We start from the raw sequence: 22,699 nt of genomic DNA on the forward strand, positions 1-22,699 counted from the left end.
GCCTGCCACCCCTTCACCATGGGCGCGCTCCGCGTCGCCCGGCGGCCGAGACGGCCGTTCGGCGGCGTACCGACACCCGTGGGGGCGGCGACACGCCCCTGCCGCTCTCGGCCCGGCCGCCGGCTTGTCGGTCTTCGGCCGTGCGGTTCCTACAGCACGCCGAGCAGGGCGTTGTCCTCCCACTGGTCGACGACTTCGAGGTAGCCGGCGAGCACCTTGGAGTGCGGGGCCCAGCCACCCTGTTTGGCGATGACGATCTGGTCGTGGCCCTTGAGCCGGGATGAGGTGGCGAGTCCTCGGCGGGGGCTGTGGCCGGTGAAGCGGATCTCGATCCCGGCGCGCTGGCCGGCGCGGGTGATGACGTCGCCGATGGATTCGGGCTGCAGTCCGCCGTCCATGACGGTGTGCCAGCGGGAGTGGAGGCGGCGCCAGGCGGGGCCGTCCGGGTCGGTGAGCTCGGCGGCCTCCTTCCAGGCGGTCCACGCGCGGACGGGGCAGGTGGAGGGGCGGGAGCCGTACGGGACCGGGACGACGCGGGGGCGGACCTTGGAGACGCGGAGGTCGGCCTGGATGCCACCGGGGGCGGCGGCGTAGTCGCGCACCCGGTTGGCGGCCAGTTCGTGTTCGCGGCCGGCGACGGCGAAGTGCATGAGGACCAGGGCGCGGTCGCGGATGCCCATGAGGTTGTCGACCAGGAGCGGGGCGGCCTGGCCTCGGCCGCGCTTCTCGCCGGTCTTCTCCATCTCCTTCACCAGCTGCTTGAGCCGGTTGCGGGCGAGGCGGGCCACGCCCTGCTCCGTCTTCACGCCGTGCTCGTCGCGGGCGGAGACGACGGTGCCGGAGATCCGGCGGTCGATGGTGGAGGGCGCCATCAGGGTTCCGGGCTTCCACCCGGGCTGGGTCCACAGCCACTCGACGTACGCGGTCAGGGTACCGGGGGTCACCGCGAGCAGGGGCGCACCGCTCTCGGTGCAGAACGCCGTCCAGCTCGCCCAGTCCTGGGCGTAGCCGGTGCGGGTGCGCTCCGGTCGGCCGTCGGCGACGATGCGGACGGCCCGGCGGTCGATGTGGTCGAGCGCGGCGCGGGTCTGCTCGTCGTACTCCTCCGGCCGGGCCGGGCCGGCGGCCGCGGGCGGGGCGCTGCTGGAACTGACCGACAGATCCGCGTTCGTCATGGTCTCTCCCGATGGACCGTCATGCGGCTTTCTGGACTGCGGACATGGGGAGCTTATCCGGAGTCCAGACCTTGCAGGGTCTACCTAGGTAGACGATTCGGCCTCTACCTAGGTAGATTGATGCCATGTCAACCGTGAAGATGACCGCCCACACCCAAACAGTGCTGCGGGCACTCCTCGGGCAGGGGGCCGGCGGCGAGCGCCGCTCCGTCGTCCTGACCGAGGGGCTCTACGGACTGGAGCTCTCCCGGCTCTCAGGGCTCCCCAACGGAACGCTGTTCCCGATCCTCGAACGCCTCCGCCAGGCGGGATGGGTGGAGCGCTACTGGGAACAGGACGCCATCGCGGAAGCCGAGGGCCGCCCCCGCCGCCGCTTCTACAAGATCACGTCCAAGGGAGCGGACCTCGTCCCCCAGGCACTGGCGGAAGCCATGGCAGCCGAGCCTGCCGCCCCGCGCGGAGCGTTCACGAACCCCGGCCTGGCGGGGGGCGGCGCATGAGCATCGAAATCCCTGGGTCCGAGGACCTGATGGCCATGCTGCCCCAGGAGATCGACGACCCTGAGCTCATCGGCTCGGTTGGCGTGGAGCAGATCGACGCCAGCGGGCGCTACCTCGTTGAAGTCGAGTTGCGCGACACCTTGCCGCGTCGCGTGATCAACCTGAACCTCCATCGGCCCGACGGCGTCTCCTTGACCTTCGGAAACCGCTTTGTGCAAGTGGTCCCGTCGCCTGGTCCCGCCTACGGTCTCGGGGATCGCATGGAGGTATCCGCGTCAAGTGCTCCCGCCGGAGGTCTGGGCGTTCTCCGGCTGGCCGTCTTGGCCCTCCCGTCGCGCGAGCGGGCGGACTGGGTGGAGGAACAGCGGGCCTACCTCACGGACCTGTCCACACGTCGCCAGCGGTGGGGCTGGATCCTCTCCATGGTGCTGGCCATGCCCCGCTACGCGTACACCATCCGCACCGGCACCGAGAAGGAGACAGCATGACCGCCGCGCCACCGCCTGGGGGCCCCGACCAGGACCCACTGCTGACCGCGCACTCGGCGCTCGTGCTGCTGATGGCCCTGTTCTTCGGGACAGCGATCGGGGTCCTCGCGTACTTCAGCGTCAGCAGCATCGCCGGCGCCCTGCTCGCAGGTCTGCCTGCCTTCGGACTCAGCGCCGTAGCCCTGCACAAGCTGATCGGTCCCTGACCACGACCTGGAGAGCTGAACGTCCGAACGGTGGGTGTGCTGCTCAGGCCGAGATGCCCCGGACTCCTAGCGCTCGGACTGCTACTGGAGCCAGGGAACCTGACAGGAACGGTCAGGGCCTCCAACTGACGGCACGACGGAGCCCCGGGGCGAGATGCCTCCGGGGCTCCGTCGTGCCTGCGGCGGGTACGGTGCTGTCGACGTGATGGCGTGCCGTCCGGCACCGAGGAGGGGGCGGTCATGACCCTGAAGACCCGGTTCTACCTTCTGCTCGCGCTGATTGTGGTCGGTGTTCTGATCGGCGTGAACACGGGCGACGGTGGGCCAACCCCCTGACCCCTTGAGGTTGTTGTCATCCCGGGCGGCTGTCGGCCCGACTGTCCCTACTCGAGGGTCTGGACGAGTGCGCGCTCATGCCGCTGCTGGCACCGGACGTCCAGGGCTGCTGCTGCGGCGCCGAACTCTGGCGGACCATGGCCTCGGTGGCGTGAGTGTGTTGATGCACCAGTCCGGCGGTCGGCGTACGAGCCGGCCGCCGGAGTGCTTCGTACCGCTCAGCGGGCGCCCGGAACGGCCGACAGGTCCCGGTCGAAGGGCAGGTCGAGCATCCGGATCGCGTTGCCTCGGAGGAGCTTGTACGTGACGTCGTTGGGAAGGCCGGCGACGTGATCCGCTGCCACCTGCTTTGTGTGCGGCCATGTCGAGTCGACGTGCGGGTAGTCGGTCTCGAAGGTGGCGTTGTTGACGCCGACGGTCTCGATCGCCTCGATGCCGTGCTTGTCGCGGAAGAAGCAGCAGAAGATCTGCCGGTAGTAGTACGTCGACGGCGGCTCTGGGATGAGGTCCTTCACCCCGCCCCATGCCCGGTGCTCCTCCCAGACGTCATCCGCGCGCTCCAGGGCGTACGGGATCCAGCCCATCTGACCCTCGCTGTAGGCGAGCTTGAGTCGCGGGAATTTCACCAGGACACCGCTGAACAGGAAGTCCATCATCGACGCCATCGCGTTGTTGAAGCTGAGCGCGGCTTGGACGGCCGGGGGGGCGTCCGGGGAGGCGGCGGGCATCTGCGACGACGATCCGATGTGCATGTTGACCACGGTCCCCGTCTCCTCGCAGGCCGCGAAGAACGGATCCCAGTAGCCGGAGTGGATGGACGGCAGCCCGAGGTACGTCGGGATCTCCGAGAAGGTAACCGCGCGCACGCCACGGGCCGCGTTCCGCCGGATCTCCGCTACCGCCAGGTCGATGTCCCAGAGGGGGATGAGGCAGAGCGGGATGAGTCGGCCCCCGCTGTCACCGCACCACTCCTCCACCATCCAGTCGTTGTACGCGCGAACGCAGGCAAGGGCGACCTCCTTGTCCTTGGCCTCGGCAAAGGTCTGGCCGCAGAAGCGCGGGAAGGTTGGGAAGCAGAGCGAGGCCTCGACGTGGTTCATGTCCATGTCGGCGATCCGTGCCTTCGGGTCCCAGCAGCCCCGGCGCATCTGCTCACGCGTGATGCCGTCCAGGGTCATCTCGTCGCGGGAGAAGCCGACGGCGGCGATGATCCGCTTGTACGGGAAGATCTCGCCCTCGTATCGCCACCAGTCCGTGAGCTGGCCGTCCGGGTCGGTCGTGAACCGGTACTTGCCGCCGATGTACGCCAGCTCGCCAATCCCGGCGGTGAAGGGCTTCGGCCCACGGTCGCGGTACTTGCTTGGAAGCCAGGTCTCGAAGAGGTGCGCGGGCTCGATCACGTGATCGTCCACGCTGATCACCTTCGGGAGATCCATGGTGCCGCTGTCGTCGGTAGCCACGTCGTGTACCCCCTGCCGCTCGTCGGTCTCCCGACAAGAATCTGACGAACCGTCAGCTTGAGGTTATGGGGTAGCTCCACAAGCGGCAAGGCTGACGCCGCGACAGCCCCCCTTGTCAGACGAGCTTCGATCCGCTGAACTGACGCATCGTCAGACTGAGCACGGAGGGGTTCCTGATGAAGACGATCTGGCTCGACGGAGCCGAGTGGATAGCGGTTCTCCGGATCGGCCTCGGTCTGTGGTGGCTGGAGAGCTGGCGCCACAAGGACAAGAAGGACTGGTTCGCCGGCGGCGGGATCCGCTGGGCGGCGGGCGTGGCGGCCGAGCACCGCTGGGGGTTCGTCCGCCAAGGCTTCGACGTCGTGGTGAAGCCCCGCCCGCGCCTGATGGCCTACCTCGTCGCGTACGCAGAACTCGCCCTTGGCCTCGGAATCATCCTTGGGTTCCTGACGCCGATCGCGTTGGTCGCCGGCCTGGCCCTCAACCTGATCTACCTGGTCCTGATGATTCACGACTGGGGCGAGCAGGGCCAGAACCTGATGATGGCACTGATCTCGGCCGTCGCGTTCTTCGCCATGGGGTGGCAGGAGTGGTCACTGGACAGCGTGGTGGGCTGGTTTCTCTAAAACGGGAAGATTGCGCCGCTGGAGAACTGCCGTTCAGCCCGGGGTCTCGATGTGAATGTCACAGCAGATGGGTCCCGCCCACCGTTTCTGAGAGTGGGCGGGACCCATCGAAGTGTCGCTGTCAGGATGGAATGGAGATGATCTGCCAGGCGATCATTCCTGTTGCCCCGTCTGTTGCGGTGACATCGATCGGCAATTGTGCCGGGGCCTTTTCAATGCGCTGGCCCACAGGTACTCCGTCGCACGGCACGGACTGAGGAGTCTTGTCCGCGATGACGACCTTCACAGTCCCTGTTCCGGCACAGGCCACAGAGACCTTGTATGCCTTTCCCTTCTGGAGCGGGGAGAGGGTGTGCACGCCCTCCCGGACCCGCTCCAGTCCGGATTCCACGAACTCCGGGTCGTCCGGTGAGACCGTCTCCACCGCGGCCTTGGCACGCTTGCCCTGGTCTTCCTCGCTTTCACCTGGGGGTGACTGCGTCTTCGTCGGCTTCCCCGTCACCGAGGCCGAAGGAGTGCCCGACGGCGTCGCGCCGTCGGTGCAGCCGGCCGCCAGGAGAGACACGAGAGCGAGGGCCACAGCGGCGGTCATTGGCTTGCGCGATGCCGTCACGAGTTCGTCTCCCAGTACCGCCATCCGACCTCCGACGTGGGAAGCTTCGCGGTTCCGCTCTTGATGAGCTTCTTGCCGCATCGATCCGCGCTGGTCTCGTACTTGGCCCACTTCACGGAATACCCCCAGGAGCCGTACTGGAGATGACCGTACTTGCCGTTGGTCACGTTTCTGCGGTACTCGTGCCCCACAGTGACTCCGGCCTCGGTGCCGATCGTGGCCGAGATCGAGACCTTGGCCTTGGCGACGATGCCGCTGACCTCTACCTCCCCGCCCGCGCTGACTTCCCGGGTGATCTTGCCTGACTTTTCCACCCTGACCACCATGATGCCTCCCGGCCCGTCCTTGAAGGACGTACCCCCAAACTTGGCAGGCATGTGGATGCCGGTCTTCGAGGTGATCTCGATCCATGTGCGGCGAGGGTTGTCGCATGCCTGTGTGCCGGTCTCCCCGTTTGCCGACGCCTCCGGCAGTCGCGCCAGCGAGTCGTCCTCGGGCGCAGCCGCTTCCGCAACCTCGACTGAAGTGGTCACGGGCTCCGGTTCCTCGCTTGCAGCGTGGGCCGGGGACGCCAAGCCGCTCAGCAGAGCCAGAGCGAAGACCGGGACGGCAGTCCCCCGTGCCGTAAAACGCATAGTTCCCCCACATCAAGACTGATTGGAGGCCACCTGTTAGGTCAGTGAGGTGGCCTGTGCGAAGACCGTAACCGTGTTCGCAGGGGATGCGGGAGAAACGAGCGTTCTTCTGAGCAAGAATTGAGGAAGGGGGGTTTTCCGTCGCTGCCAACACCGGCTGCGCACAGTCAAGTTCACTGCCTGCCACAGTGTTCGCCGACTCGCGACGTTGCTAGCACCCCACATCTCCCAGGGTCGACTGCGGCCTCCCGCCGGTCCAGTCATCGTCGCGAGGGCTTCGTCGGCGAGCAGAGTGCTTGTGCCGTGAGGCTGAAACATGGGGGAGTCACAGGTGTCACAGCGTCACAAAGCAGCGATGACCGGCACAAACATGACGACGGTCGGCGTGACACCCCCATGTTGCAGCCAGGCGCCGCCGCGGGAGCTGGATGGGGATGCCCACTCCTAAGATCCTCTAGACATCTAGATGACTTTCTTGTCTGGGGGACGCATGGGGAGCGCCGAGCAGTGGGTCACGATCGCAGCCGTGTTGCTGGGCGCGCTGACCACCCACCTCACGACGTACGCGATGGAGCGCCAGCGTAAGAAGCACGAGCTGGTGACTCGATGGGACACCAAGAAGCTCGAAGCCTACGAGGGCTACATCGACAGCGTCCGCGCCTGCATCTTCCTGGCGGTCCACCTCTACGAGTGCCGTGAGGGCCTGCGGGAGCGCGACAAGCCGGATCAGGAGCTGTTGGCCGAGATGTCGGAGGCCGGCCGGACCCGCGGCCGAGCCTTCGAGCGGATCATGCTCCTTGCCGGCGACGACGTGGTGGAGGCTGCGCACGAGCTGAACGCCGTGGCCCTCCAGGTCGACTGGCAGGCCACCGGCAAGGTCGAAGGGAGCCTGGAGGAGTGGCGCGAGCGAAACCGCGCCGTCTTCCGCGCGATCAACAACTTCCACGAGGAGGCGCGCGTCGACCTCGGAGTGGACGGCAGCGTCTCTGGTGAGAAGCATCCCGAGCGAGACCTCTTGCTGCCCTCCGCGCGGCGTGAGGACGACGCCAGCAACGCCTGACCGCTTGGGCGCTCCCGGGGGTGGTGGGGAGAATGCGTGGCGCGGCATCGGAAGTGGCCTGAGTCACAAGCGGCAGCCCCAACGATGTGAACGGCATGCGATTGCTGCCCTCGCCGGACAGCCGCGTGCCGGCCCGCGTGCCCTCCTGTCGCGTCGTTCGGCACCGGTCCCTCCCCTCGTGGGGACCGGTACCGAACGATGCGCGCGGCGTCGATCCGCTGGTACGGAGCGGATCGAGGAATGGCGGGACCCGTGGTCGACGCTATGGGCAGTCCGGATGAGGCGACGAGATCGTCGCTACTCTCTGAGCTGGTGGCCTATCCGGACGACGCGTGGCTGGTTCGCTACTGCTTCGTGATCCTGTCAGGTGCGGCTCCCTTCGAGGAGATTCCGCCATCAGGCCGAGGGCTTAACCGCAGGTCAGCCATATAGAGTGAGTTTTCCGGTCCGGATGTCCAGGTGCGGGGGAAGTAAGGGGTAGACGCCTTGAGCGCCGACTCAGAGGCACGCACAGCCTTCGCGGAACGGCTCGCGCTCCTGTACAAGGAGGCCGGCAACCCTCCCCTCAAGCGCGTGGCCGAGGCGGTCGTCCAGCTTCAGCGGGTCGACGAGCGAGGACGGCCCGTCCGGGTGTCCTCTCAGCGGATCAGCGACTGGCGACGGGCCAAGAACGTGCCTGCCCAGTTCGCCGCCCTCGCAGCGGTGCTGCACATCCTGATACCCCAAGCACGGCGCTTGCGGCCCGCGCCGGTGTCCACGGGACTGTACGACCTGGCCCAGTGGCAGCGCCTTTGGGAGCGCGCGGTTACCGACCCGGTCGGCGACTGCCCCGCGTCATCCGCGGAAGAGAAGGAACGACCCCCGGTCGAAGCCCTGACCGTCCCGGGTGGTGTGTGCCCATATCGGGGGCTGGCTCCGTACCGTCAGCAAGACGCCAGGTGGTTCTTCGGCCGAGAGCGGAGCACGGATGCCCTCGTCGCTCAGCTCCGCGCAGCGGAGAAGACAGGTGGCTTGGTCATGCTCGTGGGCGCCTCAGGGGCGGGAAAATCCTCCCTGCTGAGCGCTGGCTTGGTGCCCACATTGCGGGACGGCACATGGGGCGACGCGGACAGCCGGGCGAGGAAGGTACTCCAACTCGTGCCGGGAGCCGATCCTCTCGCAGAGCTGACCCACCGGATCCCTGAGCTTGCACCCGTCATCTCTGTCGCGGAGGAAGCGGAGGAACCGGCGGCGCAGAAGCCCGGTACTCCGCAGTTCGCGCACGTCGTGCGGGAGGCCATCACGGCATGGGGGCACCGCGAGACATCCTCCCCCGCCCGTCCCGTCGTCATCGTGGATCAGTTCGAGGAGGCGTTCACCCTCTGCTCCAACGAGGCGAACAGGCGCACTTTCATCCAACTCCTCCACGCTGCGTGCACGCCCGCCGACCCCGGTGATCCGGCCCCCGTGCTCGTAGTACTCGGCATACGCGCCGACTTCTACGAGCAATGCCTCGGGTATCCCGAACTGGCCGACGCGCTGCAACACCGGCACATGGTGCTCGGGCCGCTGACCACCACGGAGCTGCGCGAAGCGGTGACTGGCCCTGCCAAGGCCGTGGGTATGGAACTCGAACCGGGGCTGGCGGAGCTGATCGTCCGGGAAGTGAGCGCTGACGGCCCCCGCGGAGGGCACGGCGCTGGGGCGCTGCCGCTCCTCTCCCACGCCCTGCTCGCCACCTGGCAGCGACGGAAGGCGGGAAGACTGACGCTGGCCGGCTACCGCGCGGCGGGCGGAATCCAGGGAGCGGTGGCGGCGACCGCCGAGCGGGCCTGGTCGAGCCTCGACCCGGCAGCACGCACGGCCGCGAGACTGCTCCTCCTCAGGCTGGTCAAGCTGGGCGAAGACACCCAGGCCACCCGTAGGCGGGGGACGCGGCGCCAATTGGCGGAGGAGTCGACGGACCCCAACAAGACGGAGCACTCACTCGAAGCGCTGGTTCACGCCCGATTGGTGACACTCGACGCGGAGACCGTGGAGATCACCCATGAAGCGCTGCTCCACGCCTGGCCACGCCTGCGCGACTGGATCGACGAGGACAGGAGCGGCAACCTGCTGCGCCAGCGACTGGAGGAGGACGGAAGGGCATGGGAGGGCGCGAACCGCGACACGTCACTGCTCTACCGGGGCTCCCGTCTGGAGCAGGCCCACAGCTGGGCAAAATGTGCCGGTGACGGCGCTCTGACCCGGAGCGCGGTGGAATTCCTGGCTGCTTCGGTGAGGCTGCGCAGGCGCACAGTCCGGCTCAGCCGTGGCGCGGTGTCGGCTCTGGTCGTCCTGGCGATGCTGGCCGTCGGTTCGGCGGTGGTGGCGTGGCAGCAGCGGGACGACGCGGTGTTTGCGCAGGTGCTCGCTGAAGCGGATCGGGTCCAGTACACGGATCCGTCGTTGTCCGCTCAGCTCGACCTCGTGGCGTACCGCTTGCGCCCGGACGACGAGGGCACGCGCAATCGCTTGATCTCGATCGTGAACGCGCCGCTGGCCACCCCTCTCCTCGGCCACACCGGCGCCGTCTACCTCACCTCGTTCAGCCCGAGCGGGCGGATCCTGGCCACCGCCAGCTACGACCGGACCGTCCGGCTTTGGGACGTGACAGACCCGACTCGCCCCGAACCTCTGGGCGGGCCCCTCACCGGCCACACGAGTTGGGTGAGCACCGCGGTCTTCAGTCCTGACGGCCACACCCTCGCGAGCGCTTCGGACGACGGCACGATTCGCCTGTGGGACGTGCGGGATCCCCGCCACCCGCAGCCGCTCGGTCTGCCCTTGACTGCCCGTGCGGGTGCGATCTACTTGCTCGCCTTCAGCCCGGACGGACGGACGCTGGCTTCCGCCAACGACGACCACACCGTTCGCCTGTGGGACGTGGCGGACCCCCGCCGGCCACGCGCGCTCAGTGCTTTGACCGGCTACACGGCCGCCGTGCGTTCTGTGGCGTTCAGCCCCGACGGCGAAACGCTGGCCGCGGGGAGCGACGATGCCACGATCAGGGTGTGGGGCATCGCCGATCCACGTCGCCCGAGGCCTGTCGACGCGGTGCTGACCGGCCACACGGACACGGTGCACTCCGTCGCCTTCAGCCCCAACGGCCGCACTCTCGCCAGCGGCAGCTCGGATGACACCATCCGGCTCTGGAACGTGGCCGACCCCCGGCATGCGACGCCGATCGGCACGCCGCTCACTGGTCACACTGGTCCCGTGTGGTCCGTGGCCTTCAGCCCGGACGGGGCCATGCTCGCCGCCGGCAGCGCGGACAGCAGGGCGAGCCTGTGGAACGTCAGTGATCCCGCCTACCCGTCGCAGGTCGGCGAGCCCCTTGCCGGGAGCAGCGGCGAGATATACGCCGTGGGCTTCAGCCCCGATGGCCGAACCCTCGCCACAGGAAGTGGCGACAACAAGATCCGCCTGTGGTCGATACCAACCTCGGACATGATCGGCCGAATCGGAGCGTTCCGCCCGGATGGGCGGGTGCTCGCCACGGCTGCACGCGACGGAAGGGTCCGGCTGTGGAACGTGGAGACTCCCCACGCGCCCGCGCTCCTGAGCAATCCGTTCATGCCCGGGGAGGGTGACACGCGTGCGCTGGTGCTCTCCCCTGACGGCCACACACTTGCGGCGTTCATGGGAAACCGCGCAGTGCAGTTGTGGAACATCACTGACCCGACTCGGCCTGTGCCCTATGGGCCACCCGTGGCGCTACGGACACGATTCGCGGGTCCCGGTGCGCTGACATTCAGCCCGGACGGGCGCACCCTGGCAACCGCCTACGACGACCGCACCATACAGCTCTGGAATGCCGGCGACCCGTCCCGCCTTCTTCCGCTCGGCACGCCGCTGTCCGGTCACAGCGGCTACGTCAACTCCCTCGCCTTCAGCCCGGATGGCCGCACTCTCGCGAGCGGCAGCGCGGACGACACCATCCGGCTCTGGAACGTGGCCGACCCACGACATGTCACCCCACTGGGATCACCTTTCACAGGGCACCTCGGCCCCATCAACGCGCTCGCCTACAGCCCGGACGGCCACACGTTGGCCAGCGGGAGCGATGACAACACGGTCCGGCTCTGGAACATCGCCGGCCCTCTCAAGGCGGCCCGGCCGGTCTCCACCCTCACCGGCCACACCGAGGCACTCGTGTCGCTGACGTTCAGCCGGGACGGCCGCACGCTGGCGAGCGGTGGCAATGACAACACGGTCCGGCTCTGGAACGTCGCCCGCCCCTCCGCAGCCGCTCCCATCGGTCAATCGATGAGCCCCAACGCCAAAACGGGCAACTTCTTGTCATTCAGCCCCAAGAGCCACATGCTCGGCGTATCGAGCGGCACCGATACCGTCCGCCTGTGGAACCTGAACGTCGGCGAGGCCGTTCGTCGCGTTTGCTCGACCACCCGAGGCATTCTGACGCCGGAAAAATGGGCCGAGTATCTGCCTCGCCTCTCGTACGAGCCTCCGTGCGACCAGTAGCTGACCCGAGGCTCAACACGGCGTGTTCCCTAAGCTTGCCGTTTATCGTCCGCCGTCGAGTGAGCGTCGAACATGATCGGAGCTTGCATACTGCTGGATCACGAGGGCGGCCCACCTTGGGCATTCTCTGTGTGGGTTGCGATGGCTCTTGTCCGGCTGTCGAGCAGGTTCCGGAGTGCTTCCTGGATGGCTTCGCGATCCAGCTGAGTCTCCTGTGCGAGAAACAGGCGGGCTCCCGCTTCGACCTCAGCCCACGCCAGTCGGCTGCGTCGGTTCTCGGCGCGTCTTGCGTCGCTGCGGAGGAAGCCTGCCCCTGCTGCGAGGCCAGCGGAGACGAGGGCCAGCAGTGCCGCAGGGACACGGGCATTCGGCGACGCCAATCCGGCAGCTCCGGAGATGCCGGCAAGCACTGCAGCGGGAAAGCCGAGCGCGATGTCCATGACGCCCCAAAGGCGCACTCGTTGGTGGGCGCTGCGTTCTCGACGCTCCGCTTCGACAAGCACGCGTTCGGCTTCGGCCCGAACAGGCGTCATTTGCCCCTGTGAGTCGTCTTGATGCTGCGTGTTGTCTCCAGCCATGAGCCCAAGGCTCTCACCGGCGCCTCGGTGTAGTGACGAGCCGACACCGAGATTCTGCTTTGTGTCCTTGACCTCGTCGTCTATCCGGTGCGCCGAGGTTTCGTGCCCTTCTTGTGGTGGGCCGGGTGGGCGTATGCCTCGCCAGTGGCGAGGACTCGTCCCACGTCCTGGCGTGCGGCCAGCCGGCGGTTCTTCGAACCAGGGGGTCGCCCCGGACCGGGACGAGAGGGTTTGGGTGCACCAGCCGGGGAACCGGTCTTCGCGTGGAGGTTTCTGAACCCCCGCCGGACCCGGGCGGGGGTTAGCTTGTTCGGCGGGGATGGCCTCTCCCAGGGCCGCCGCAGGTCGGTGGCCAGCGGCCGGGCGAGCCGGAGCTGGGCATAGGCGGCGATCACCAGCCACGTCCACCGATCAGCCGCCTCCGGGCTTCGCACCCGTGGCTTGGTCCAGCCGAGTGCCTGCTTGAAGAGGCGGAACGTGTGCTCCAGGTCGAAGCGGCGCAGGAACGATTGCCAGCAACGGTCAACGTCCCTGCCTGTGGCCTTGGTTCTCGACCACCGGAGCCAGACCGGCTTGTTCACTCCGCCGCTGGGCAGCTTCTCCACGACCAGGCGGATGACGGTGCCCTCGATGATGGGCAGCGGCCCGTCGTGATCGAGCCAGGCCGCCCGGCGGGTAAGCCGCGGGTGCAGCCGGTCCCAAGCTTGAGCGGTCGCTGTTCCGTAGAGCCGCGTGTCTGTGGTCGTCACGGCCTGCTCCGTGCCCCAGGTGTCGGAGTCGCCGAAGACGAACTCGCCGCCGTGCTACGAGCCGCGTTCGACGCCGGACGTTAAACGACAAGCTAAGACGTCGTTTCTTATGGCGTGATCCGTCGTTGAGCCGTGCATGACGGATCTCGTTGAGCGGCTGGTGCCGGACGAGTTGTGGGTACTGTTCAGGCGGGTGGTGCCGCCGACGGTGGTGATACGTCCGCAGGGTGGTGGCCGACGTCGGACGGGTGACCGGGAGGCGCTGGCGGCGATCATCTTCGTGGCGACGTCGGGCTGCACGTGGCGGCAGCTGCCGCCGGTGTTCGGCCCGGCCTGGCCCACGGTCTACCGCCGGTTCGCCCAGTGGAGCCGGGACCGGGTCTGGGCGAAGCTCTACCGCGTGATCCTCGACGAACTCGGAGCGCGGGGCGAGCTCGACTGGTCGCGGTGCGCGATCGACTCGGTCAGTCTGCGGGCTGCAAAAGGGGGCCACTGACGGGACCGAATCCGACCGACCGCGGCAAGCTGGGATCGAAGATCCACCTGATCTGCGACCGGAACGGACTGCCGCTGTCCCTGGGCATTTCCGGCGCGAACACGCACGACAGCCAGGGTCTGGAGCCCCTCGTGCGCGGCATCCCACCGATCCGGTCCCGCCGCGGGCCCCGGCGTCGACGGCCGGCGAAACTGCACGCCGACAAGGGCTACGACTACGACCACCTGCGTCGATGGCTCCGTCGGCGGGGCATCCGCCCCCGCATCGCCCGCAAGGGCGTCGAGTCCTCGCAGCGGCTGGGCCGGCATCGCTGGGTGGTTGAAAGAACTGTGTCCTGGCTGGCCGGCTGCCGTTGCCTCCATCGGCGGTATGAGCGCAAGGCCGAACACTTCCTCGCCTTCGTCGGCATAGCCGCAACCCTCATCGGCTACCGCCGACTCACCAACCAACCCAGTGTCTGACCCATTGAGGTGCCAACCCCCGTCACAGGGCATCGTCAGGTCCGGCGACGGCTGGGCCGAGCCCCACGGGAAGGTGGGCAGTTGCCAGAGCGACAGCCTCGTCAGCCGTTTCGGCTTCACTGATCACGCCGCCGTCGTGAAGGAACTCTTGAACCCGGTAGGGGCGGCCGTTGCACGCGGGGACGATAGCGACCTCCACCTTGGACGCATGGCCAGTGCTGGCGCTGAAGCCCAGCGTCCAGTGACTGGAGAACGCCGACAGCCGCCTGAGCTGCGGCTCGGCGTACGCTGCTTCCACGAGCAGGCCGAACTCTGGGAACCCCGGCTCACCAGCTGCCTGTTCCCTCAACAGCCGCCACTGGAGGTCCACTACCGCCGCTGGACCGCGTTCATGCGCCCTCGCGCGCTCGTCCGAGGACATGAAAGGGAAGAGCTCGTGCAGTTCACTCAGGCTCCTGCCCTCCCCCCAGGCCACTGCCGCCAGTACGACGTCCCTGAGGTCTGTTGTCGATCCTCTGATGAGTTCGACCCCTCGGCTCCTGCCCCACAGCAGGAACATGCGCTCCTTCGCTCCGAGAACAACGGACAGAGGCCGACGGAACGGCACAGGTGGCGGGCTGACCGCTGAGACAGACGTCCCCCAGCCGTCGGGCACCACGTTCACGTCCACGGCCAGTTCGACTGACACGCGCTCCAGAGCGGTGGCCAAGGTGCCCGCAGCCGCCAGATCGGGATAAAGGTCAGGGTTCATCTCAGCAGTGTGGCGTCTCGGGTCAACGAAAAGAAACGGACTCTAAGAAGCCATCCGCTTTTCCGAACGTGATCGTTTGGTTCCTGGTGGGTGGCCAAGCCTCGGCGGAGGCGGAGATGCTCTCGCCCCGCGCACTCTCTTTCCTACTTGTGAACTACGTTGCGTGATCCCGATCACAACGCCTCGTCGCAGCGGAACATTCGGTTCCCGCCGAACAAGCGGCCTTGTTACTGTTGGCTACAGCCCGATCGCTGGTGCATCCCCCGTCGCCAGCGGTCGGGTTCTTCCATGTCGTGCGGAGTGCATCAACAACATGGACAGGGGTGCATGGAAGCACTGAGCACACACCCTGACATGGCGAGGTTTCGCCGCCGGCTGGACGTGTGGACCTCATCTGCTACCAGGCGCCCAAATTGTGACGTGTAGGGGTGGCTGCGTTGATGGGGTTCTGGCTCAACCTTTTGTGGCGGTGGCCCCTCAAGCAGAAGGATTGACCGGTTGCTTCGTGTCGGAGTCGTGGATCAGCTCGGCAAGCTGGATGAGGAAGCCGTACGTTGACAGACGACCCTGGATGCGAATGAAGCAGGACCTGCTGGAAGACTTGAAGATTTCGCGGCGGCGCACCTTCCAGAGACTGTGCTCGTAGGTGTGCGCCGCCTGCAGGAGAGCCGCCTCCGCCTCGTCCGTGCTGCCTTCGAACTCCGCAACGGTCCGCGCGTCACGATCTGTCTCTGACACGCCGTCGACAGGCACGGCCAGAATTATCCATCGGGGCATCCCGCGATCAGCTCCTTCCCCCTCGGCGTCGCCTGCCGCGACGCGCGCACGGCGCCAGTGTGGCAGGCGGGCAGCACGAGCTGAACGCCGTCGCCCTCCAGGTCGACTGGCAGGCCAACGGCAAGGTCGAGGGGAGCCTGGAGGAATGGCGCGAGCGGAACCGTGCCGTGTTCCGTGCGATCAACGCCTTCCACGAGTCGGCTCGTGTCGACCTTGGCGTGGATGGCAGCGTCTCCGGCGAGCAGCACCCCGAGAGGGTCCTCCTGCTGCCCTCGGCGCGGCGCGAGGACGGTGCGCAGACGTCCTGATCCCGAGGCCGGTCCGGCGGCGTGGCAGACTCGTGGGAGCCGCCTCCGTGGTCAGCTCAGACCGCCCGTGGTCAACCTGTGGTCAGACTTCCATGCCGGAGGCGCCCAGCCGGTAGGCTGTTGCCCGCTCCGCGGCAGGTGAGGCGGGGCGTGGGTGGGTTGCCCGAGCGGCCTAAGGGAACGGTCTTGAAAACCGTCGAGGCAGCGATGTCTCCGTGGGTTCAAATCCCACACCCACCGCTTGCAGGTCAGAGAAACAGCACGTCAGAGGGCGCGCTCCCGGTTCGGGGGCGCGCTTTCGGCGTTCTGGGTGAGGCGGGACGCCGAGAGGATCGTCGTGCGGGCCTCGTGTTCGGTCAGGCCCGTGTGGACGGCCGCTGTGGTGAGGGCTTCGGCGAGGGCGTCGCCGAGGCCGTTCTCGTAGGCGCGGCAGGCCGCCCAGAACAGGCGGGTGTTGCGCTGGCCCTCGTGGGCGGTGCGGACGAAGTGGACCAGGCCGCGGCCGTGGCGGGGGCCCGTGGGGGTGCCATGGGGGCGCGGGGGTGGTGTGGGGGGCGCGATCAGGGCCAGGAGGGCGCGGGGGCAGGGCGCGGGGTCGAGGTTCTCGCTGCCCGGAGCAAGCCGGTACGCGCCCTTGGCGGTGACCGAGCCCGGTCCCACCAGGTAGCCGCCGGCGCCGCGGATGTCGATGCCGGGGGCGAGGCGGCTCGCAGAGTTCGGGACGACGACGTCCGGCGGGCCTGTCAGCCAGAGGTGGCGGCCGCCGCTCGGGGTGAGGACGGTGACTGTGGGCGGCAGCGTGAACAGGTGCTCGAGCGCGAGGTGGCGCAGTTCGGCCGTGGCGTCCGCGGGTGCGTCCGCGTGTTTGACGTCGAGGTCGACGCCGATGAGGTGGTGCGGCGGGCGCCCGCAGGCGATGCCGTAGCCGGTGGCCCAGGGCGCGGCGGCGAACAGCGCTCGTACGGCCGTGGGGTCGGTGGTCGCGTCGTGGACGCCGTGGCCCGGACGACCGCACTCGCCGTGGCAGGGGGTCGGGTCGGGGTCGTCCCGGTGGGGTGAGCGCAGGGCGGGGAGCTTGGAGGCGGACAGGGGGATGACGGGGAGCCCGCGCTCTGCGGCGGACAGCGCGTGGGCGAGGGCCAGGGTGGCGGAGCGCCGGTCTGAGGTGGCCATGGGAATAGTTTCGTACAGGCGTTCGAAGAACGGAAGGGGAGGATTGGCTGAAAATCTGCCGGAACGCTTCATCCCTTGCCATGGCGCGGCTCCAGCGGTTCGGAATCGTCTCCACCGGGGGGAAGTGCGCCTTTCGGGGCGCGCAGGTGGTTTATCGACTTGTCCTCACGCTTGAGGGGGAATCAGCCGCTCAGGGGTGGTTCGCCGGGGATTGTGTGGGCAACTCTGGAGTCGCGACGTCGAGCACAACGACCGAGGCGGTCGGCCAACTGCCTTGGTGCAAGCAGTACTTCAGTGCCACAGCACTTCAGTTTCAGCTCAGCTCAACGGAGGAAAAGACATGGCAAGCATCCGTACCGCCCGCGTTCTCGCCGCTGCCGCCGCGCTGCCCCTGGCCGCCGCACTCTTCACCGGCGTCGCGCAGGCCGACAACGGCGGCTTCGCGGACGACGGATCGAACACGAGCGTCGCCAGCATCATCGGCAGCGGCGTGGGCGGCGACAACTTCGGCAACTCGACGACCACGCAGCAGGTGGCGACCGGCTCCGGTGCCTCCAATCAGAACAACACCGCGAGTGTGAACGGCTCCGGGTTCACGTCGATCGGCCAGTCGAACACGGTGGTCAACTTCTACCCCTGGTGGTTCTAGCCGACAGCTGGGGACCGGCCCGACGGGGGGAATGACCGCGGGGTGAACGGCGGCCTGTGCGGCGGCGCTTCGGCGTCGGCGCGCAGGCCGCTCCTGTGTGTGGGGGGCCGCTCCTGCGTGTGCAGGCCGCTCCCGCTCTGCGGCTGTGCGGCTGTGCGTGTGCGGGCCGAGGTCCGGTGGCGTGCGTGGGTGGCGGCATCGGTGCGGGCGGGCGACCGGCCCGGTGCGTGGCGTCCGTGACCTTGACACCGGTTCGGTATCTGACGGACAGTCAGAAAACTTAGCCGTACCCCCCGGGAGGCCGTCGCCGTGCACCTCGCCCCGACCGAGCGGCAGCTACGGCTGCGCGCCGAACTCCGCGCGTACTTCCGCGACGTGATGCCCGACGGCCCGCCGCCCCCCGCCGACAGCGCCGCGCAGCGCGCGCTGCTCCGCCGGATCGGCGGCGACGGCATGCTAGGGCTCGGCTGGCCGAAGGAGTACGGAGGGCAGGGCCGCGGCCCCGACGAGCAGTTCGTCTTCTTCGACGAGGCCTACCGGGCCGGCGCCCCCGTCTCCATGGTCACGCTCAACACCGTCGGCCCGACCCTGATGAAGTACGGGACCGAGGAGCAGAAGGCGTACTTCCTCCCCCGGATCCTGCGCGGCGAGACCGTCTTCGCCATCGGGTACAGCGAGCCGGAGGCCGGCACCGACCTGGCATCCCTCTGCACGAAAGCCGTACGGGACGGGGACTCCTGGCTGATCGACGGGCAGAAGATCTTCACCTCGAACGCCCAGAACGCCGACTGGATCTGGCTCGCCTGCCGCACCGACCCCGAGGCCCCCAAGCACCGCGGCATCTCCATCGTCCTGGTCCCGACGGACGCCCCCGGGTTCTCCTGGACGCCGATCGAGACGGTCGGCGGGCTGACGACGACGGCGACGTACTACGACGGCATCCGCGTCCCCGCCGGAAACCTGGTCGGGGAGGAGAACGGCGGCTGGGGGCTGATCACCAACCAGCTCAACCACGAACGGGTCGCCCTCGCCGCGATCGGCATGCAGGCCGAGGACTTCTACAAGTCGGCGCTCTGCCGGGCCCGCACACCCGATCCGGTGACGGGACGGCGCCGCATTGACGAGCCGTGGATACGGATTCGGGCCGCCGAGGCACATGCCCGGCTCGCGGCAACGCGCCTGCTCAACTGGCGTCTGGTGGGGGACGTGGGGGCGGACCGGCTGGCCCCCGGAGACGCGAGCGGGGTGAAGTTCGCGGGAACCGAATCGGCGGTGGAGGTGTACCGAATATGTCAGGAGATCGCGGGCGGAGCGGGTCTCGTGCGGTCGGGGTCGCCGGGAGAGTTCGACGGCGGTGAGCTCGAGCGGATGAACCGCGCCGCGCAGATCAACACCTTCGGGGGAGGGGTGAGCGAGGTGCAGCGCGAGATCGTCGCGACGATGCGACTCGGCATGAAGGGAAGGGGGCGGCGATGAGTGACGGCTACGACAGCCGGTACGACGGCCTGTACGAGCGGCTGAAGGCGTACGAAGGACAGCCCGCCGCCACCGCGGGCGTCGGCAAGGACCTGGTCAACGAGCCCATGATCAGGCACTGGTGCGAGGCAATGGGCGACACCGACCCGGCCTACCGCGGGCCGGACGCCGTCGCGCCGCCGACCATGCTCCAGGCGTGGACGATGGGCGGCCTGTCCGGCCACAGCAACCGGTCCGGGCCGTACGACGAGCTGCTCGTGCTGCTGGACGAGGCGGGGTACACCTCCGTGGTCGCCACCGACTGCGAGCAGGAGTATCCGCGGCAGCTGCGTCCGGGCGACGCGATCACCTTCGACGCGCTGATCGAATCGGTATCGGAGCGCAAGACCACCAAGCTCGGGACGGGGCACTTCGTCACGACCCGGATGGACGTCCGGGCCGGCGGCGAGCTCGCGGGAACCCACCGCTTCCGCATCCTCAAGTACGCCCCGGCGGCACCGAAACCGAAGGGGACCGGCGAGCCCAAGGCCAGGCGGCCCCGGCCGGTCGTCAACCGGGACAACGCCGGGTTCTGGGAGGGTGTGGGCGCGCACCGGCTGCTCATCCAGCGCTGCGAGGCCTGCGCGACGCTCCGCTTCCCCTGGCTGCCCGGGTGCAACGCCTGCGGCTCGCAGGAGTGGGACACGGTGGAGGCGAGTGGCGCCGGGACCGTCTTCTCGTACGTGGTGATGCACCACCCGCCCTTCCCAGCCTTCGACCCGCCCTACGCGGTCGGGCTGATCGAACTGGCCGAAGGTGTACGGATGATCAGCAACGTGGTCGGTGTGCCGTACGACAAGGTCCGGATCGGGATGCCGGTCCGGCTGGAGTTCCTCCGCGTGGATGAGGAGCTGGAGCTGCCCGTGTTCCGGGCGCAGGACGGCGGTGAGGGCTGACATGGACTTCACACCCACGGAGGAGCAGGCCGCGGCGCAGGAGCTCGCGGCGCGGATCTTCGGCGATCTCGCCACGCACGAGCGGCTCGCGGCGGCCGGCACGGGTACGGACGCCGAGCTGTGGAAGGCCCTGTGCGCGGCCGGACTGCCGGGGGCGGTGGAGGAGACCGGGCTGCTGGGCCTCGTGCTGCTGGCCGAGGAACAGGGGCGGACGACGGCGCAGGTGCCGCTCGCCGCGAGCGGGGTGTTCGGCCTCCTCGCCATCGCCCGGCACGGCACGGAGGAGCAGCGGGAGCGGCTGTTGGCGGGGCTCCGGGACGGTACGGCGGTGGCGACCGGGGCGTTCCCGCCCGCCGGACACGTACGGGCCGAGGGGGACGGCCGTCTCGCCGGGGCGGTGGACTGGGTGCCCTGGCTCAGGGACGCCACGCACGTCCTCGTACCGGACCAGGACGCCGCGCTCTGGCTCGTGCCCACGGCGGAAGCCTCCGTGGAGCCCGTCGAACTCACCGCCCCCTGGGCCGCCGGCCGGCTCGTCCTCGACGGCGCGCGGGGCGAGCGGATCGGGGGCGGCGCGGAAGCCTGCGCGGACGTGCTGGCCATGGCCCGGATCGTGTTCGCGGGGCTCCAGGCCGGGGTCTGCGCCGGCTCGCTCGCCCGGGCCGTCGCGTACACCTCGGTACGGGAGCAGTTCGGGCGCCCCCTCTCCACCCACCAGGCCGTCCAGCTCCGGGCCGCCGACGCCCATATGGACACCGAGGCGATCCGGGTGACCGTCTACGAGGCGGCCTGGCGCCACGACGAGGCCTTGCCGGCCGCCGCGCACGCCCTGACGGCCGCCTGGTGGGCGTCGGAGGCGGGGAAGCGGGTCGTCCATGCGGGCCAGCATCTGCACGGCGGCATGGGGGCCGACCTCGACCACCCCGTCCACCGGCACTTCCTCTGGGGCAGACAGCTCGACGCGTATCTCGGCTGCGGTACCGAACTCCTCGCCGAACTCGGTGACCTGATCGCGAACGGAGAGCTCTCATGAAGGCTGGGGACACGCTGGCGCCGCTGGAGATCCCGATCACCCGCACCCTGATCGTCGCCGGGGCCGTCGCCTCCCGGGACTACCAGGACGTGCACCACGACGCGGAGCTGGCCAGGGCGAAGGGCTCCCCGGACATCTTCATGAACATCCTGACGACCAACGGCCTGGTCGGGCGGTACATCACCGACCGGCTCGGCCCCGGGGCGGTGCTGCGCAAGGTGGCGATACGGCTCGGTGCGCCCAACTATCCGGGGGACACGATGACGTTGACGGGGACGGTCACCGGGGTCGACGGCGCCACGGCCCAGGTGCGGGTGGTCGGTGCCAACGGGCTCGGTCACCACGTCACCGGCACCGTGACCGTCACCCTCCCGGAGCCGGAGCCGGAGCCGGAGCCGGGGCCGGAGCCGGAGCCGGAGTCGCAGTCGCAGTCGCAGTCGGGGCCGGGGCCCGAGTCGCAGTCGGAGTCAGGGCCGGAGTCGAAGGAGGCGGGGGCATGAGCATCAGGAGGGCTGATCGGCTCGGGGGGCGCGCCGCCGTCGCCGGGATCGGTGCGACCGAGTTCTCCAAGGACTCCGGCCGCAGCGAGCTCAAACTGGCCGTGGAAGCGGTGCACGCGGCTCTCGACGACGCCGGTCTTGCCCCCGCCGACGTCGACGGCCTGGTCACCTTCAGCATGGACACCAGCCCGGAGATCACCGTCGCCCAGGCGGCCGGCATCGGCGAGCTGTCGTTCTTCTCCCGCGTCCACTACGGCGGCGGGGCGGCCTGCGCCACCGTCCAGCAGGCAGCCCTCGCCGTGGCCGCCGGGGTCGCCGAAGTCGTCGTCTGCTACCGGGCGTTCAACGAACGCTCGGGGCGCCGCTTCGGCTCGGGCGTCCAGCAGCGCGAGCCCTCCGCCGAGGGCGCCGCGCTCGGCTGGCAGCTCCCCTTCGGGCTGCTCACCCCGGCGTCCTGGGTCGCCATGGTCGCCCAGCGGTATCTCCACACCTACGGCCTGACCCCGGACGCCTTCGGCCATGTCGCCGTCACCGACCGCCGGTACGCGGCCACCAACCCCGCCGCGTACTTCTACGGGAAACCGATCACGCTTGCCGACCACGCCGCCTCGCGGTGGATCGTCGAGCCGCTCCGGCTCCTCGACTGCTGCCAGGAGACCGACGGCGGGCAGGCGATCGTCGTCACCTCCGCCGAGCGCGCCCGGGATCTGCGTCACCCGCCCGCGGTGATCGTCGCCGCCGCCCAGGGAGCCGGACGCGGCCAGGAGGCGATGACCAGCTTCTATCGCGACGACCTGACCGGCCTGCCCGAGATGGGCGTGGTCGCCCGGCAGTTGTGGCAGACCTCGGGGCTCGCGCCCGGGGACATGGACGTCGGCATCCTCTACGACCACTTCACCCCGTTCGTCCTCATGCAGCTGGAGGAGTTCGGGTTCTGCGGGCCTGGGGAGGCGGCCGACTTCGTCGCGGCGGACGCGCTGCCGCTGAACACGCACGGGGGCCAGTTGGGGGAGGCGTATCTGCACGGGATGAACGGGATCGCGGAGGCCGTTCGGCAGGTGCGGGGCACGTCCGTGAACCAGATACCCGGAGTGGCCAGGGCACTGGTCACGGCGGGCACCGGGGTTCCCACGTCCGGGTTGATCCTGGGCGCGGACGGCTGAGGCCACGGCCGGAGCGGTGGCCGACGGGGGTGGGGCGCACTTCACTCG

General features: G+C 68.9%; 22 protein-coding genes, 1 tRNA gene and 1 pseudogene. 15 read left to right on the forward strand and 9 right to left on the reverse strand.

The annotated features are described in order from the left end of the window. Positions 1–149 precede the first annotated feature (149 nt). Positions 150–1,175 carry a site-specific integrase gene (locus ACZ4VI_RS16160; protein WP_467999837.1) on the reverse strand — a complete coding sequence of 342 codons (1,026 nt, stop codon included), beginning with the start codon at positions 1,173–1,175 and terminating at the stop codon, positions 150–152. Between the two features lie 125 nt (positions 1,176–1,300). On the opposite strand from ACZ4VI_RS16160, the gene ACZ4VI_RS16165 reads away from it, so the two are divergent. The 3 genes from ACZ4VI_RS16165 to ACZ4VI_RS16175 are packed head-to-tail and all read left to right on the forward strand — an operon-like array spanning position 1,301 to position 2,369. Beyond that, positions 1,301–1,675: a PadR family transcriptional regulator gene (locus ACZ4VI_RS16165; protein ID WP_467999838.1), complete on the forward strand. Its 375-nt coding sequence runs from the start codon at positions 1,301–1,303 to the stop codon at positions 1,673–1,675. Beyond that, positions 1,672–2,163: a hypothetical protein gene (locus tag ACZ4VI_RS16170; RefSeq protein ID WP_467999839.1), complete on the forward strand. Its 492-nt coding sequence runs from the start codon at positions 1,672–1,674 to the stop codon at positions 2,161–2,163. Before ACZ4VI_RS16165 ends, ACZ4VI_RS16170 begins: the two co-directional genes overlap by 4 nt. Beyond that, positions 2,160–2,369: a hypothetical protein gene (locus ACZ4VI_RS16175; RefSeq protein ID WP_467999840.1), complete on the forward strand. Its 210-nt coding sequence runs from the start codon at positions 2,160–2,162 to the stop codon at positions 2,367–2,369. The genes ACZ4VI_RS16170 and ACZ4VI_RS16175 overlap by 4 nt, the downstream gene beginning before the upstream one ends. A gap of 554 nt (positions 2,370–2,923) precedes the next feature. Here ACZ4VI_RS16175 and ACZ4VI_RS16180 read toward each other — a convergent pair. Further along, on the reverse strand, positions 2,924–4,141 hold the full coding sequence (locus tag ACZ4VI_RS16180; protein WP_467999986.1) for an amidohydrolase family protein: 1,218 nt from the start codon (positions 4,139–4,141) through the stop codon (positions 2,924–2,926). Positions 4,142–4,341: 200 nt separating this feature from the next. Between ACZ4VI_RS16180 and ACZ4VI_RS16185 the strand changes: the two genes are divergently transcribed. Continuing rightward, entirely contained in the window at positions 4,342–4,791 is a 450-nt protein-coding gene (locus tag ACZ4VI_RS16185; RefSeq protein ID WP_467999841.1) for a DoxX family protein, read from the forward strand. Positions 4,792–4,912: 121 nt separating this feature from the next. Here ACZ4VI_RS16185 and ACZ4VI_RS16190 read toward each other — a convergent pair whose 3' ends face one another. Together ACZ4VI_RS16190 and ACZ4VI_RS16195 are read right to left on the reverse strand one after the other, a co-directional pair. Next, positions 4,913–5,428: a hypothetical protein gene (locus ACZ4VI_RS16190; protein ID WP_467999842.1), complete on the reverse strand. Its 516-nt coding sequence runs from the start codon at positions 5,426–5,428 to the stop codon at positions 4,913–4,915. Further along, complete coding sequence (locus ACZ4VI_RS16195; RefSeq protein WP_467999843.1) at positions 5,401–5,937, reverse strand: hypothetical protein; 537 nt, start codon at positions 5,935–5,937, stop codon at positions 5,401–5,403. Before ACZ4VI_RS16195 ends, ACZ4VI_RS16190 begins: the two co-directional genes overlap by 28 nt. A 592-nt stretch (positions 5,938–6,529) precedes the next feature. Here ACZ4VI_RS16195 and ACZ4VI_RS16200 point away from each other — a divergent pair. Then, a complete protein-coding gene (locus tag ACZ4VI_RS16200; protein WP_467999844.1) occupies positions 6,530–7,099 on the forward strand; it encodes a hypothetical protein in 570 nt (189 codons plus the stop codon). A gap of 486 nt (positions 7,100–7,585) precedes the next feature. Continuing rightward, complete coding sequence (locus ACZ4VI_RS16205) at positions 7,586–11,602, forward strand: nSTAND1 domain-containing NTPase (RefSeq protein ID WP_467999845.1); 4,017 nt, start codon at positions 7,586–7,588, stop codon at positions 11,600–11,602. Between the two features lie 98 nt (positions 11,603–11,700). On the opposite strand, the gene ACZ4VI_RS16210 is transcribed toward ACZ4VI_RS16205, so the two are convergent. Next, the gene (locus ACZ4VI_RS16210; RefSeq protein ID WP_467999846.1) at positions 11,701–12,180 is read right to left on the reverse strand and encodes a hypothetical protein; all 480 of its coding nucleotides are present in this window, start codon (positions 12,178–12,180) and stop codon (positions 11,701–11,703) included. An 80-nt stretch (positions 12,181–12,260) separates the two neighbouring features. Further along, a pseudogene (locus ACZ4VI_RS16215) lies at positions 12,261–12,983 on the reverse strand (NF041680 family putative transposase); the annotation flags it as partial. Positions 12,984–13,065: 82 nt separating this feature from the next. Here ACZ4VI_RS16215 and ACZ4VI_RS16220 point away from each other — a divergent pair. Further along, positions 13,066–13,886 (forward strand): IS5 family transposase gene (locus ACZ4VI_RS16220; protein ID WP_467999847.1). Its coding sequence is split into 2 segments (ribosomal slippage): positions 13,066–13,413 and positions 13,416–13,886, totalling 819 coding nucleotides; the frame shifts between segments, so codons are not numbered across the junction. A gap of 22 nt (positions 13,887–13,908) precedes the next feature. Here ACZ4VI_RS16220 and ACZ4VI_RS16225 read toward each other — a convergent pair. Next, the gene (locus ACZ4VI_RS16225; RefSeq protein ID WP_467999848.1) at positions 13,909–14,637 is read right to left on the reverse strand and encodes a DUF6193 family natural product biosynthesis protein; all 729 of its coding nucleotides are present in this window, start codon (positions 14,635–14,637) and stop codon (positions 13,909–13,911) included. Positions 14,638–15,114: 477 nt separating this feature from the next. Further along, complete coding sequence (locus tag ACZ4VI_RS16230) at positions 15,115–15,390, reverse strand: hypothetical protein (protein ID WP_467999849.1); 276 nt, start codon at positions 15,388–15,390, stop codon at positions 15,115–15,117. Between the two features lie 83 nt (positions 15,391–15,473). Here ACZ4VI_RS16230 and ACZ4VI_RS16235 point away from each other — a divergent pair, with 83 nt between their 5' ends. After that, entirely contained in the window at positions 15,474–15,722 is a 249-nt protein-coding gene (locus tag ACZ4VI_RS16235) for a hypothetical protein (RefSeq protein ID WP_467999850.1), read from the forward strand. 153 nt (positions 15,723–15,875) lie between these two features. Beyond that, positions 15,876–15,962 (forward strand) — tRNA-Ser (locus tag ACZ4VI_RS16240). Positions 15,963–15,986: 24 nt separating this feature from the next. Here ACZ4VI_RS16240 and ACZ4VI_RS16245 read toward each other — a convergent pair. Then, complete coding sequence (locus ACZ4VI_RS16245; protein ID WP_467999851.1) at positions 15,987–16,895, reverse strand: bifunctional DNA primase/polymerase; 909 nt, start codon at positions 16,893–16,895, stop codon at positions 15,987–15,989. A gap of 340 nt (positions 16,896–17,235) precedes the next feature. Here ACZ4VI_RS16245 and ACZ4VI_RS16250 point away from each other — a divergent pair, with 340 nt between their 5' ends. The 6 genes from ACZ4VI_RS16250 (at position 17,236) to ACZ4VI_RS16275 (ending at position 22,651) form a co-directional block, all read left to right on the forward strand. Beyond that, the gene (locus ACZ4VI_RS16250) at positions 17,236–17,544 is read left to right on the forward strand and encodes a hypothetical protein (protein WP_467999852.1); all 309 of its coding nucleotides are present in this window, start codon (positions 17,236–17,238) and stop codon (positions 17,542–17,544) included. A gap of 309 nt (positions 17,545–17,853) precedes the next feature. Then, positions 17,854–19,020, forward strand: a complete 1,167-nt coding sequence (locus ACZ4VI_RS16255; RefSeq protein ID WP_467999853.1) for an acyl-CoA dehydrogenase family protein — start codon at positions 17,854–17,856, stop codon at positions 19,018–19,020. Next, positions 19,017–19,955 (forward strand): bifunctional MaoC family dehydratase N-terminal/OB-fold nucleic acid binding domain-containing protein, encoded by a 939-nt coding sequence (locus tag ACZ4VI_RS16260; RefSeq protein ID WP_467999854.1) that lies wholly within the window; start codon positions 19,017–19,019, stop codon positions 19,953–19,955. Before ACZ4VI_RS16255 ends, ACZ4VI_RS16260 begins: the two co-directional genes overlap by 4 nt. A 1-nt stretch (position 19,956) precedes the next feature. After that, complete coding sequence (locus ACZ4VI_RS16265) at positions 19,957–20,988, forward strand: acyl-CoA dehydrogenase family protein (RefSeq protein ID WP_467999855.1); 1,032 nt, start codon at positions 19,957–19,959, stop codon at positions 20,986–20,988. Next, positions 20,985–21,488, forward strand: a complete 504-nt coding sequence (locus tag ACZ4VI_RS16270) for a MaoC family dehydratase (protein ID WP_467999856.1) — start codon at positions 20,985–20,987, stop codon at positions 21,486–21,488. Before ACZ4VI_RS16265 ends, ACZ4VI_RS16270 begins: the two co-directional genes overlap by 4 nt. Then, positions 21,485–22,651 (forward strand): lipid-transfer protein, encoded by a 1,167-nt coding sequence (locus ACZ4VI_RS16275; RefSeq protein ID WP_467999857.1) that lies wholly within the window; start codon positions 21,485–21,487, stop codon positions 22,649–22,651. Before ACZ4VI_RS16270 ends, ACZ4VI_RS16275 begins: the two co-directional genes overlap by 4 nt. Positions 22,652–22,699: the final 48 nt, after the last annotated feature.

This window comes from Streptomyces sp. NPDC029169, assembly GCF_055563935.1.